This is a genomic window from Anaerocolumna sp. MB42-C2, assembly GCF_030913705.1.
GTDB lineage: Bacteria > Bacillota > Clostridia > Lachnospirales > Lachnospiraceae > Anaerocolumna.
Window position 1 is genome coordinate 332,738 of sequence record NZ_CP133190.1, and the last position, 14,396, is coordinate 347,133.

Genomic DNA, 14,396 nt, shown 5'->3' on the forward strand with positions numbered 1-14,396 from the left:
CTCTAAAAACCACAATATACTCTGGAATATTCATTAGAACAGTTTTACCTTTCTGATAAATCTATAAGATTGATTACTGCTGGAACGTATTTAACAGATTCCAACTGTAATCACCTGGGCGGCAGGTTATAGTTCAAGAATTCCAAACAAAATTTAAAATCAGAATAAACCTACTCATTATTCTCTTCTATTTCCTTCAGTATTTAAACCTAATGGCAATTTCACAATAAAAACACTACCTTTTCCAAGCTCACTTTGTACTTCAATAGTTCCTTCACATAATTCGGTAATTTTCTTGACTAAAGTCAAGCCCAATCCATTTCCGGCTAATGTATGGGATATGTCTCCTTGATAGAATTTATCAAATATATGAGACATAGTATCATCATTCATTCCGCATCCGTTATCCTCAATCCGAAAGGCTGCCTTTTGTCCGCTCCGCCATAGTTCTATTTTTATTACTCCACCAGTGTTCGTAAACTTGATGGCATTGTCAAGAAGATTAACCCAAATTTGATGGATTAGATTTTTTTCGCCAAATATTTCAATTTCATCTTCGAGTCTGATGTCAACGTGAAGCTTTTTATAACTCCATTTTGGTTCTAACATTACAATCGCAAGTCTAATTTGTTCATCTAAACAATAGATGTTTTTTTCGCTTATAATTTCTGTACTTTCTATTTTTGAAAGATTAAGAACGTTAGTGGAAAGATGGACAAGCCGTTCTGATTCCTGCACAATTATATTCAGGTATTCCTGCTTTTCCTCGTCGTTTACATCTCCCGCCTGCAAAAGTTTGGCAAATCCACTAATCGAAGTAATCGGTGTTTTAAATTCATGAGAGAAATTTCTCACAAAGTCGCTACGCAGAGTTTCGATACCTTTTAACTCCTGCACCATCTTATTGAAGCTCCCGGCAAGTGCATCCAATTCAAAGACAAAACTGCCTTTTACCATAACCGAGAAATCGCCCTGAGATACCTTTTCAGTGGCTTTCATCATATCTTGAATTGGCTTAACAGAACGCCGGCTTAATAATGTTGCTATTACCACGCCCAAAAAAATACTGATATATACCATTATAGAGATTGCCCGGATTGGACTTGCGGTACTATTTATATCCAGGATGCCTATTTTTATTAGTAAATAAGCAATCAAACCAGCAGATAAAATGGATAAGAGCATGACCAGAAAAACCAAAGCTACCAAGGAAACTGCAAGACTAATTTTCGGGGAAAGTCCTTTTTTTATTTTCTTCATAAACGTCTCCCCATTTTATACCCCAAACCGCGCACGGTTACAATTTCAAAATCGGGGTTGTCTCTAAATTTATCCCGTAATCTGTTTATATGAACATTCAAGGTATGCTCGTCTGTTTCAGTCTCTAATCCCCAAATTTCGTCCATTAGTTGATTGCGTGTGAAAATCATATTGGGATAACTCATGAGCTTAAAGAGAAGTTGAAATTCTTTCTTTGGCAAAATATATTGTTCACTTTTCCATGAAACAGTAAGGGTATTGTAATCCGCTGTGGTCTCACCCATGATAATTCTATGTTCGCTGGCAATTTGTGCCCGACGTAAAAGCGCCTTTACACGGAATAGCATTTCTTGTTCATCAAAAGGTTTCGTCATATAATCATCAGTTCCAACCAGAAAACCTTTATGCTTGTCTTTGGTCTCCTGATTGGCTGTTACCATCAGTATTGGAATGTTCTCTCCCACACTGCGTAATTGCTCACAAAATTCATAACCATCCATACGAGGCATCATCAAATCTAAAACAATCAAATCAAATCGCTTTGTTTCCATCCTGTCAAGTGCTTCAAGACCATCTTTTGCAATATATGCGTTATATCCGCCGCGCTTTAGAACAGCGCACATTAGTTTTTGGGTATTTATATCATCCTCGACAATTAAAATATCAAACACTATAGGTCACCTCCATTAATAAATATTATATCACTTAAAAGTAAACTGAACATAAACAAAATTTTACATAAAAATTGAGATTCAGTTGATGTTTCAAGATTAAAGTTCATGATAGCGTTAATTAAATAAAAATCGCTAAAAAATACAAAAGGAGTATATAAAATGGTAAATTTAAGAAAAAACGGCTCAGCTGCAATACAGTTAGATCGTCTCACAAAAAAATTTAGAGATTATCATGCCGTTAACAATCTTTCACTTGAGGTAAATGGCGGCGAAATATTCGGGTTTCTTGGTTTGAATGGTGCAGGCAAATCAACCACAATTAAAATGATGTTGTCATTGCTCAAACCCTCATCCGGTAATATCTATATGCTGGGGAATAAAGTTGACTCCGGAACTCACAAGTTGTGGGAGCAAGTTGGATATTTGGAGGAAGCTACTTATTATCCGGGGCTTACGGTAATAGAGAATTTAGATATTGCCTGCAGAATGCAAATGATATCTGACCGTCAATCCATTACCCGGGTGATACAAAAACTCGGTTTAGAAGCTCATAAAAATAAGAAAGCGAAAAATCTTTCCCTGGGAAACAAACAACGGTTAGGGTTAGCTAAAGCAATGATTCACAATCCAAAGATTTTAATTTTGGATGAACCTATCAACGGCCTTGATCCCGCTGGTGTCGTAGAAATCCGGCAAATGCTTTTCGATTTATCCAAAAATTTTGGTGTTACTGTTTTTATATCCAGCCATCAACTGGAAGAACTCTCAAAACTGGTTGATCGAATTGGCATCATCCATGAAGGTCGGTTAATCCAAGAAATCAAAATGGCACATTTGGAGCAGTCTTTACAAAAACACTTGGTTCTGGATGGACACGATAAGAATGCAATGGAACATATACTAACAGAACATGGATACAGTTATGAAGAAAACACTGATGGACGCTTATTACTTTTTGAAGGCTCCGCAACTGAAAAACCTGAAAGGTTGGCCGAACTACTGGTTCGTTTTGGACAACCCCCAACACAACTAAACATCGTTACGGAAGATTTGGAAGGTTATTTTTTGCGGATAATTCAAAGTACAAGGAGGATACACGAATGAAAATATTGTCATTTATACATTGCGAAGCCCTTAAAGTATTGCGCTCAAGTGTTTTTTGGGTTGTTGTTGCAGCATTTGCCACTATGCCAATTATGCTTGGTTTAGTCACATATATCAATACCGTAGATGCCGGATGGGCGCCTTATTTAACAGATTTACTTGGATCAAGCACTGCTCTTTTGGTGATTGGATATTCTTTCACCGCATGTTGGGTTTTCGGACGGGAATATACAGATAAAACGATCAGTGAATTGCTAGTGAAACCAGTATCTAAACTTTATGTGGTACTTTCAAAATTCATCGTAATTTTTCTTTGGGATGTATTGTTGGCCTTATTCATGTTTGCGGTAGTATTCATTATGGGTATCTTGATTGGACTTAATGGTGGGACATGGTTACTTATCATGAATAGTTTTCTTGCTTTTATAGCAGCATCGCTGCTAACTATGGTTGTCAGTACGATAAGTGCCCTATTGGCGAATATCAGTAAAGGATATTTAGCCCCTATTGGACTCGCGTTCCTTATTGTGGTCATTTCCAATGTCGTTGTGCAGGCTGGACTGGCAGCTTACTTTCCCTGGACAATTCCGGCATTATTTATTTCCAATGTTCCTCTTGGCTTTGCCAGCATCGCCATACTTGTTATTACGGGAATAACGGGTGTTGCCGGAACAGTCGCATGGTGGAGGTTTACCGAACAGCAATAGGTTTAACCGTGCTTTCAGTCACGAGTAAAAAGGGATTCCGATTGGAACCTCCGTTAAAACCTCTTAAACACTTAATGTGTACAAAATGCCACTATGAAGTTTTATCTTCACAGTGGCACTTTTCAAGCAGGTTTTATTTAAAGTCTATGAAAAATCTTTCTTGATTCTATTTCGCTACAATATTTAATATTCTTCCTGGAACATAAATTACTTTTACGACATTTTTACCGTTTAAAGCAGCTTTTACGGAATCCAATTCTTTTGCTTTTGCTTCCACTTCTTCCTGTTTCTCATCTAAGGAAATAGTCAGATTAGCTTTTACCTTACCATTTATCTGTACTGCGATTTCCACCGTATTTTCAATGGTTTTCGCTTCTTCATAAACCGGCCAGATTTCCTGGTATACTCTTCCCTCCTCCCCGATTATCTGCCATAATTCCTCTGTAATGTGAGGTGCAACCGGGTTAAGAAGTAATAATAGTGTTTTGAATTCCCCTTTTGTAATGCTGCCTACACGGTAAAATTCATTAACCAGGGACATCATGGCAGCAATGGCGGTGTTAAATTTCATGGTTTCAAAGTCAGTAGTAACTTTTTTAATGGTCTGGTGCATCTTAATCTCAAGCTTTTCCGAATAAGCTTCTTCAGAAGTTACGATATCTTTTAACTTCCAAACCCGATCCAGGAAACGGCGGCAGCCTTTTACCCCTTCAATAGACCAGGCTGCACTTAAATCGAAAGCACCGATAAACATTTCATAGGTTCTTAAAGTATCAGCACCAAATTCACCTATAATATCATCCGGATTAACTACATTTCCTCTGGATTTGGACATCTTTTCATTGTTCTCACCTAAAATCATGCCGTGAGACGTTCTCTTTTTATAAGGTTCCGGAGTATTAACTAATCCCTGATCATAAAGGAATTTATGCCAGAAACGGGAGTAAAGTAAATGGAGGGTTGTATGCTCCATACCACCGTTATACCAGTCTACCGGAAGCCAGTATTTAAGTTCTTCCTTGTCAGCAAAAGCTTCGTTGTTATGTGGATCGATATATCTTAAATAATACCAGGAGGAACCTGCCCATTGAGGCATGGTATCCGTTTCCCTGTGAGCGGGGCCTCCACAGTGCGGACAGGTAGTATCCACCCAGTCGGTCATAGCTGCAAGAGGGGATTCCCCGTTATCAGTAGGTTCATAGCTTTCTACTTCCGGAAGCATTAAAGGCAGTTCGCTTTCCGGCACGGGAACGTATCCGCACTTTTCACAATGAACAATGGGTATTGGTTCACCCCAATATCTTTGGCGGGAGAATACCCAATCTCTTAACTTATAGTTTACTTTTTTATAACCGATCCCTTTTTCCGTTAACCATTCCAGTATCTTTTTCTTCGCATCTGCAACTTCCAAGCCGTTTAAGAAATCGGAATTCACTAATTTACCGGTTGAAGTGTTAGTAAAGGCCGCTTCATTTACGTCACCGCCGGCAACTACTTCGATAATAGGCAGATTAAATTTTTTGGCAAAATCCCAGTCACGTTCGTCATGGGCTGGAACCGCCATAATAGCACCGGTACCATAGGTCATTAATACATAATCGGAAATCCAGATAGGAATTTCTTTGCCGTTTACCGGGTTAATTGCTGTTAAACCGTCAATCACCACACCGGTCTTTTCTTTTACTAATTCCGTTCTTTCAAAGTCAGACTTTTTAGCCGCCTGTTCACGGTAGCTGATTAAATCTGTATAGTTCTTTATTTCATCCTTATATTTATCAATAAGAGGATGTTCCGGTGATATAACCATATAGGTGGCACCAAATAAGGTATCCGGTCTGGTAGTAAAAATGCGTAAGTTCTCTTCTTTTCCGGCAATCTTAAAATCTACTTCCGCACCTACGGAACGACCGATCCAGTTAACCTGGGATACTTTAATCTTTTCGATATAATCTACCATATCCAGGTCGTCGATTAATTTATCAGCATATTCTGTAATTTTTAACATCCACTGGCTCTTAACCTTACGTACCACTTCACCGCCGCAGCGTTCACAGACACCTCCTACAACCTCTTCGTTGGCAAGACCAACTTTACAGGAGGTACACCAGTTGATAGGCATCTCAGATTTATAGGCAAGACCTTTTTTAAATAACTGTAAAAAGATCCACTGGGTCCATTTATAATAATTAGGATCCGTTGTATTAATCTCTCTGTCCCAGTCAAAGGAATAACCAAGAGCTTTTAACTGTTCCGTAAAATGTTCAATGTTTTTCTTGGTAACAATCTTTGGATGGATATGATTTTTAATTGCATAGTTTTCCGTAGGAAGACCAAAGGCATCCCAGCCCATAGGATATAATACATTGTATCCTTCCAGTCTTCTTTTTCTTGCTATAATGTCCAGAGCTGTATATGGTCTTGGATGTCCTACATGGAGACCCTGACCGGATGGATAAGGGAACTCAACCAATGCGAAGAACTTCGGTTTACTTTTGTCAGTTCCTACCTTAAAGGCTTCTTCCTTTTCCCAGATTTTCTGCCATTTTTGTTCAATGTCCTTTGGTGAATAAAACTCACTCATTTTAAATTCCTCCTAATTTTAATACAATAAAAAACCTCTCCATCTCTATTAATCTAGAGACGAAGAGGTTCTATTTGTTAAGAACTGCTATCCGCGGTACCACTCTAGTCCATAACCATAAGGTAATGTACTCGTATAATCTGTAACGGGATCTCCCGCTCTGCCTACTTTTGTTCAGTCAGAGAGCTCAAAGGCGAGTTCAAAGTTTTAATCTGCCATTTTCCACCACCCAATGGCTCTCTGTAAGATATCAAGCTTTTACTATTCCTTATCATCGCTATAATAAAATGTGAAATTATTAGAGATTATTAAATATATTGTATCATTTCTTCCTTTGTTGTCAAGTCCTTTTCTTACTGTAATAATTTTATTAACTTCTCAATAGCGGTTTAGAATGGTATCTCTATCACAAGAGTATTAAAATATCTATTCAGCCCTAACCAACCATCCAAACCTCCATAGAATTACCATAAGTCTAAATTGTTTAAACCGCTTCTTTTTTGACTTCTTTCACAAAGATTAGATAAGTTAACATAAAATATAAAAAATATATCATTCCGAATCCAAGAAGAGATCCTATCATATAACGAAACATCATCCGTTCATTAACATAAGAATTAAAAATATGGCCGATGGAGTTGAACATAGATATAGAAATGGGGAGCGAAATAATCAACGGTACTGCAAAATGTATTAACATCTGTTGCAGAATCATACAATCAATACGTTCTACAGACATACCCAACTGATACAATCTCATATAATTGCGGCGATGCTTTACCAAATCTCCAAGCTGTTGAATTGCCATGATTGCAGACATCACGCAAGCAAATATTAATCCGATATAAAACATGGTAAAAGACACGATAAGGACAGCAGTCACGTTATCTGCCTTTAGTCCCCCCTTTACGCTCAATCTTTCATGAATATTCTCTCCAGGAGCTATTTCCAACCGCTTTTGGATGTTACTTCTGGTAGCTTCCGTTGTTTCTTTCACTGTTGATATCGCCATAACAGTATGGTTTACCCCCAGTTCTGAAGCTGTTTCATCCGGGATAACAATAACAAAATAAACCCCATTCATTCCTTCAAGTCCAAAGCCTTCGGTATAGATTGCATGTAATTGGTAGGTCTTGCCGTTTATAATCATATCCGTATTATCCTGCTGGGATACCTCATTTTTAACATATCCCACACAATGCAGCAGGTACCCGTCCCGGTTATTAACCGGCTCTTTGTATCCCAACATCTTTCGAAGTCTTGCATAATCACTGTACTTCATATAGGTACCCCAGTCTGATTCTGTTACTTCCCTCCGAAAAAAGCCGTCGATATCAGCCGCGCCTGCATCATATATATTATATTGATATTTATCGCGTATCCCCTCCTGACTTTCCAGGTAATCCGTAATTTTATTAAAATCTTCCTCCACATTAACACTGGTACACATGACATCAAAAGGTGCTCTCGATATAAAAAGCTCATCCAGAAAGCCCTTCATCAACATTCCGGTTTGAACTGCCAGAAAGGTTAGTGTTATCAGCACTGCAAGATTCCCAAGTGTGAATTTCATTGTATTCATTTTTGCTGCCAGTGCTCTGAATATAATCATACGGTTTCCTTTGTATTTGCGGTTTCCGCAAAGGAAAAGACAAACCATCGCTGGTGATATGCTGAGATAACATCCATAGATACAAGCAAGAACACATATAATACTGATTAACAGGTTTGAAAAAGTAGTTAATTCCGGTTTTATAGCTGTAATATAATACATGAAAATCAATCCGAAAATTCCAATCAAGCAAAAAATAATAAAACAAATGATATTTCCGGTACTTTTTGTATAAACTTCCTGTACTTCATTTTTCTTTTCGTTACACATCAGCTCATAAATACTCATTTTTCTTAACTTACGGCTATTGGAAAGCAGTGACAAAAGCATCATGCCGGCTGCATAAGCTGCAGTAAGTCCAAAGGCTTTCAATGAAAAGAATATAACCGGGTAATAATCTACCTCAAAGACCTTCATGATAAGAATGGATAAGACCTGAAAAAGCAGGCTGCCGAAAAAAATGCCCATTACGAACGAAGCCAGGCATAGCAATAAATTTTCTATAAAAAAAATACAATAAATATATCTGTTTTTCATTCCAAGCAACATATAGATGCTGAATTCCCTTCCTCGTTGCTTGATCATATAACGAATTATATAATTTATCAACCACCCTATAACCAAAATAATTATAATTGCTAACAGCTTATTTACTTCCCGAAAATCTTCCATTGACTCACTAAGCTTCATTAGATCAGGGGAATAACAGATTAAGTGAAAGGCATAAATTAGAGTAAAGGAAATCGTTAAGGTCAGCATATAGATGCTATAGTCCCGTAGAGATCGCTTCATGTTTCGAATGGATAATTCAACCAACATCTTTCGCGTCACCTCCCAGTACCGTAACTACATCCAGAATCTCTCCAAAGAATTCCCTTCGGCTCTTATCTCCTCTCAAAAGCTCATTAAACAGCTTACCGTCGCGAAGAAATAAAATCCGGCTGCAATAACTGGCAGAGAAAATATCATGGGTGACCATTATTATGGTTGCATTTCTATCTTTATTCATGTTAGAAAGAGTATCCAACAGAGTCTGGGATGATTTCGAGTCCAGCGCTCCGGTCGGTTCATCTGCAAGTATCAGTCCTGGTTTACATATCAGAGCTCTTGCACAGGCACAGCGCTGCCTTTCTCCTCCGGAGACCTGATACGGAAACTTATCAAGCAAATGATGAATTTTCAGTGCTGCAGCCACCTCTTCTACCATGGAAGCAATCCGGTCACGTTTCATTTTTCCGATTATTGGTGCAAGTGCAATATTTTCCCCTATTGTCAGGGTATCCAGCAGATTATAATCCTGAAATATAAAACCGAGATTACTTTGTCTGAATTCTGCGGTTTTTGATCCGGGTAATGCGGTTATATCCATACCTGATAGATAAATATGTCCGGATGAAACCGTATCAATCGTTGAAATGCAGTTTAATAATGTAGTCTTGCCGCTCCCTGAGGCACCCATGACAGCAAGAAACTCTTTTTCCTTTACTTCAAAGGATAAATCATTAAGGGCCTGTGTAATAATGTTTTTACTGCCATAATACTTTACAACATGCTCAACCTTCAATAATTTTTCCATATGGAACCTCCCCTTGCCGAATATTATTTACCAGATAATAACACCTTCGGGATTTTATGTCTACTTACAATTCTGTAAGCGGTCCACATGGAAATGATATTATTATTTTTGTTCCGCGATTTACTTCCGATTCTGCTGAAATTGCAAGTCCCATTTTATCGCAAAGATTTTTACAGATATACAGTCCCATACCGGAAGCATTTAATTTTTTCCGATCACTGCCTGTAAATCCCCGTTCAAAAATGCGCGGCAAATCAGCTTTCGATATGCCGATCCCATTGTCTTCAACTATTAATAAGACATTATGAACTGCCTTTTCTGCCGTAAATTTTAATACCGGGTTATACTCCTTAGGATATTTGACTGCATTGGAGATAAGCTGGCTGAGTATAAAGGTTACCCATTTTTCATCAGAACAGACACACACGTCAGGAACGAAGTCTTCTATTGTAAAGCCACAGTTTTGCAGCAATGTCCGATTTCGCAGCAGTGCAGCATTAATGACGTCCGATAAACTGAATTTTCGAACGAAATAGTCCTTCTCCACCAATTCGCTCCTTGCATAATAAAGTACCAGCTCCAGTAGATAAGCAATTTCTTCCATTTCCCTGCTGATTTCCGTCGTTACCTCTTCAGGATGATTAAAACATAAAAGCTTGATTGCAGATACCGGATTTTTAACCTCATGAATCCATTCTTCGATATAACTTTTATAGTCAGACTGGTTCCGCTTACATTGTTCTACCTCATCATTCATTGATTTACAGGCTGTTTTCAGCAAATCATAATATATTTTTTCCTGAATATTGTCAGGTTTTGAAATCATGTCACTGATCATAAAAGATTTTTCCAGCATTTTCATAATCTTATTACAGTGGTTTTGACGTTCCAGAAGCCGGAAATACCCGATAAACATATATATTCCAAAAAAAATAAAGCCGCTGATCCAGATAAAACCAATCATAAAGATATCACATCCGTATAGCAGGAGCAGTACTCCAATAAAAAATTCAAAAATCACACTTAATATTATAAATATCAGCTTGTCCTGTATATATCGAATCAAAGTCATATGATATATCCCTCCTGGGGAACGGTCTTTATAAAGTCCGACAGTCCAATCGCGGATAAGCGTTTACGAAGCCTTGATATGTTAACATTTAAAATATTATTGTCAACATATAATTTATTTTCCCATAAAGCTTCTATCAACTCATCCTTGGTAACAGTCTTTCCTCTGTTAATAAATAGATAATATAAAATACGGCATTCATTTTTCGATAATTCAATTGTATGATCCTTTATTTTTAAAACCATAGCCGGCACATCCAGGCATATATCTTCCACTTGCAGTACATGTGCTTTTTCATAACGTTCTAGGATTCTTCGAATACGTGCAAGAAGCACCGGTAAATGATATGGTTTACGTATAAAATCATCTCCTCCCAGTAAAAGTCCTCTGAGTTCATCCTCCTCGCTATCCCTGCAGGTTACGAATATAACAGGTAAATCGGAAAACTTCCGAATCTTTTGACACAAGTGAAACCCATCTTCCCCTGCCAGATTGATATCAAGCAGTATCAGGTCCGGACTACTATTTCTTATAACCTCGTTTATTTGAGTAAATACGGACGGTGTAATAGTCTCAAAGCCGTTTTGTTGTAGAAATACGGACAACTCCCTGCAGATACTGTCATTATCTTCAATAATCATTACTTTGTACATATGACTCCTTCTTTAAGTGTACATTTCTTAAGTCACACATCCACCAACTGTGAAGTATTACTCTATCTATGTAAATATTCTTATAAACATAATGTCTAAAGCTGTAATTATGGGTTATTGGTATTTAAGATTTTATTTCCCAATGAATTTAATTCTTCACAAGGCCCATATTTGGTTTTATATCCAACGCCATCAATGATTAAAAATGGATTGTAGGCTGTAATTTCTATTGTTGTTCCATCTTTTTTATTTATCGTATAATGAACAGCTTGACCAACGTAATCCGTATAGGAATTATCTTTCATATAAATAACGCAGGAATTGACTATTTTAACTAGTTCGGCGATGTCAGCATCTGTTAAATCAAATGTTATATCTGGTGGCATGAGTTTAACGGTTACTTCCGATATTTCATTCGTAGTTAAGTCCTTAAACGGTTGTTTTGCCCATGGATGCATTACTAATACTGTCACTATTGTTACTATAATTATGAAAATGGCAATAAACAAACTTTTCATTTTTAAATTCATATTGAAAAACACCTCCCTATATATTAAAGCGTCAAAAACATTTCAAATGTTTAACGTAAATATAAAAATTATATCATTAAATTGTTAAAAAAAAATCTGAATAACTAAACTCCATCTATAACCCTATTCCCAACTAGATCGTTTACTTCCGAGATGGCGAGTTAAGTACTACTCACCGATATTAAAGTACAAACAAGATTATGAATATTTATTAAAACATCCTTATGATTCTTAACAATGCCTCTTTCAAACTTATCTTTATCAATAAAATACTCGACAAGTATTTTATTTCCATCACTGTAGGACGTAAGTAAATCATTTATAGACAGAGGATATATACCTGTTTTGCAAAATCTCTCTTGTCTTAATGCAAACATCAATGGTTTTAATACATATGTTTTTATTCTATCATGTAAGTCTTTTTATTAAAGAAGAAAATTCTATCAAATACTCTCCTCAACCATATTTAACTAAAAAAATTGGAAGTATAGATTACAAAGGATCCGTAATAACATTATTTTCTTTAATAATTTATCAATTGCCCATTATTTCCAATATATGTAGTTTAAATATATCACTATATGGATAAGATTTCAAATCATATATGTTTTAATTATTATTAACATACCTATGTGAAGGGAATGACAAAACTACTTTAAACTAAATTTATGATCTTAAGGTAATAGATCTGTCCCTAACCATTATTATCTATAATCTTTCTTATGAATCAAAAGCTGCCTAACAAATTATGTAGGCAGCTTCTGAAAGTATAGTTTCTTTAAAAATAGAATTAAAAAAATGCCAAATTACTAATATTACTTATTTAAATTGCTAAAAGTTTATCATCTCTTATATCTTCTGCAGTCCATCCAATAACAGCAAAATTTCCATTGGTATATTTATCTACTTTATTAATCCATTCAATTTCATTACTGGCTTTCACCGACAATAGTTGATTTGTGGTTTCTGTCCGGTATAAGGATGCATTAATTACCCACCATTTACTTGATATTTTAGCACGTTTTAAATCCTCTTCTAAACGTTTTGCTTCAAATACCGGTGTAGCTTCGGCAAGTGTAACAATTATTACTTCTGTTTCTTCCGGATTTCTAAGCCTTGGTAACAGTTTTTTAGCTGAATCCGGAATGTCACCTTGAGAACGTTTCATTTCCTGGTTATAGCTTTGTGTTGAATCCAATAATAACAAGGTATGACCTGTAGGCGCTGTATCAATTACTACTACCTGATTTTCAGCTTTATCCACAATATCTGCAAAAGCCCTGAAGACAGCGATTTCCTGGGTACAGGGGGATTTTAAATCTTCCATCAAATAAGCTATGTCATCCTCTGACATAGTTTCCTTTGCTTTGCTTAGTACCTCATTCCGGTATTTTCTTAATTCTTCCTTTTCATCAATATGACTCATGGTAATACCCGCAGATTCATTAATAACGAATTTAAGATGGGCTGCCGGATCAGTTGTAGACAGATGTACCTTTTTACCCCTGTTTGCCAGCCCCAAGGCAATGGATGCAGCTATGGTGGTTTTACCGACACCACCTTTTCCCATAGTAAATATTACTTTTTTATCCGAAGCACACAAATCCTCTATGATATCATTTAAATGAGGAAAAACCTCTGTATTAATGTTTTCTTCACGGAATTCAAAATTATCCTTTGTTAATAAAGCTCTGACATTTTCAACCCCTGTAATGTTATATGCTCTTAATGGAATGGTATAAGTACTTAATTTCTTTAATCCCTCAGGCATATCAGAAAGTGCATTTTGCTGTTTTTGATATAAACTCTCAGATATTTTGTCATCATATGTTGTAAGAACACCATTTATGATTAAAATCTGGTTGTTGATACCTATCTCTGCCAGTTCTTTTGATGCTCTCTCCGCTTCTGCCAAAGGAGTTTTCTCCGGTCTTGAAACCAGTATTAGCGTTGCACTTTTCTTATCTGCTAAGGTTTCTACAGCTTTTTTATATATTTCCTTTTTGCTTTCCAAACCTGATAATTGGCCAAGGCAGGATGCACCATGGGTATTTTGACTAATAAAATTACTCCAGGCAGAGGGAAGTTGAAGCATTCTTAACGTATGTCCCGTGGGTGCAGTATCAAAAATGATATAATCATAATCCCTTTCAACCTTTTCATCTGTAATAAATTTAGAAAATTCAGTAAATGCGGCAATTTCAACAGTACAGGAACCGGATAGTTGTTCTTCCATATTATTTATTACCACATCCGGGAGCTGACCGCGATATGGGGCTATAACACTTTCCCGATATTCCGCAGCTGCTTCGATAGGATCCAGATTAGCCACAACAAGGTTTGGAACATCTTTTATCATAATCCCTTTATTGTTCAGCTTTGTTTGGAAGACATCCTGTAAATTAGATGCAGGATCCGTACTGATCAGTATAACTTTTTTCCCGCTATCAGCTAAAGATATGGCAGTTGCACATGCTGTGGATGTTTTTCCTACTCCGCCCTTACCGGTAAAAAAAAGATACTTTGTCAGTTCTATTTTATTAAGATCGAATTGTTCCATATTTTATAAACTTCCTTTCCGTATTCACAATTCTGTTCCTCAGCTATGAAAACCATACAAACAAACC

11 protein-coding genes and 1 other annotated feature are annotated in these 14,396 nt (G+C 36.7%); of the genes, 2 read left to right on the forward strand and 9 right to left on the reverse strand.

Going from position 1 to position 14,396, the window contains the following annotated elements:
- Nucleotides 1-177: 177 nt before the first annotated feature.
- Together RBU59_RS01480 and RBU59_RS01485 are read right to left on the reverse strand one after the other, a co-directional pair.
- Nucleotides 178-1,260: a HAMP domain-containing sensor histidine kinase gene (locus RBU59_RS01480; protein WP_308146115.1), complete on the reverse strand. Its 1,083-nt coding sequence runs from the start codon at nt 1,258-1,260 to the stop codon at nt 178-180.
- Nucleotides 1,257-1,931, reverse strand: coding sequence for a response regulator transcription factor (locus RBU59_RS01485; RefSeq protein WP_308146116.1), 675 nt, complete (start codon nt 1,929-1,931; stop codon nt 1,257-1,259). Before RBU59_RS01485 ends, RBU59_RS01480 begins: the two co-directional genes overlap by 4 nt.
- Before the next feature lie 162 nt (nt 1,932-2,093).
- Between RBU59_RS01485 and RBU59_RS01490 the strand changes: the two genes are divergently transcribed.
- Nucleotides 2,094-3,038, forward strand: a complete 945-nt coding sequence (locus RBU59_RS01490) for an ABC transporter ATP-binding protein (protein WP_308146117.1) — start codon at nt 2,094-2,096, stop codon at nt 3,036-3,038.
- Nucleotides 3,035-3,745: an ABC transporter permease gene (locus RBU59_RS01495; protein WP_308146118.1), complete on the forward strand. Its 711-nt coding sequence runs from the start codon at nt 3,035-3,037 to the stop codon at nt 3,743-3,745. Before RBU59_RS01490 ends, RBU59_RS01495 begins: the two co-directional genes overlap by 4 nt.
- A 166-nt stretch (nt 3,746-3,911) precedes the next feature.
- On the opposite strand, the gene leuS is transcribed toward RBU59_RS01495, so the two are convergent.
- The 7 genes from leuS to arsA all read right to left on the reverse strand — a co-directional run bounded on the left by leuS (nt 3,912) and on the right by arsA (nt 14,329).
- Nucleotides 3,912-6,326: a leucine--tRNA ligase gene (gene leuS / locus RBU59_RS01500; protein WP_308146119.1), complete on the reverse strand. Its 2,415-nt coding sequence runs from the start codon at nt 6,324-6,326 to the stop codon at nt 3,912-3,914.
- A 52-nt stretch (nt 6,327-6,378) separates the two neighbouring features.
- Nucleotides 6,379-6,610 (reverse strand) — a binding site (T-box leader).
- 200 nt (nt 6,611-6,810) lie between these two features.
- Nucleotides 6,811-8,757 (reverse strand): FtsX-like permease family protein, encoded by a 1,947-nt coding sequence (locus RBU59_RS01505; RefSeq protein WP_308146120.1) that lies wholly within the window; start codon nt 8,755-8,757, stop codon nt 6,811-6,813.
- A complete protein-coding gene (locus RBU59_RS01510; protein WP_308146121.1) occupies nt 8,747-9,514 on the reverse strand; it encodes an ABC transporter ATP-binding protein in 768 nt (255 codons plus the stop codon). The genes RBU59_RS01505 and RBU59_RS01510 overlap by 11 nt, the downstream gene beginning before the upstream one ends.
- A gap of 64 nt (nt 9,515-9,578) precedes the next feature.
- A complete protein-coding gene (locus RBU59_RS01515; protein WP_308146122.1) occupies nt 9,579-10,586 on the reverse strand; it encodes a sensor histidine kinase in 1,008 nt (335 codons plus the stop codon).
- Nucleotides 10,583-11,239 carry a response regulator transcription factor gene (locus tag RBU59_RS01520; protein WP_308146123.1) on the reverse strand — a complete coding sequence of 219 codons (657 nt, stop codon included), beginning with the start codon at nt 11,237-11,239 and terminating at the stop codon, nt 10,583-10,585. The genes RBU59_RS01515 and RBU59_RS01520 overlap by 4 nt, the downstream gene beginning before the upstream one ends.
- A 107-nt stretch (nt 11,240-11,346) precedes the next feature.
- Nucleotides 11,347-11,769 carry a hypothetical protein gene (locus RBU59_RS01525; protein ID WP_308146124.1) on the reverse strand — a complete coding sequence of 141 codons (423 nt, stop codon included), beginning with the start codon at nt 11,767-11,769 and terminating at the stop codon, nt 11,347-11,349.
- A gap of 823 nt (nt 11,770-12,592) precedes the next feature.
- On the reverse strand, nt 12,593-14,329 hold the full coding sequence (gene arsA, locus RBU59_RS01530; protein WP_308146125.1) for an arsenical pump-driving ATPase: 1,737 nt from the start codon (nt 14,327-14,329) through the stop codon (nt 12,593-12,595).
- Nucleotides 14,330-14,396 lie beyond the last annotated feature (67 nt).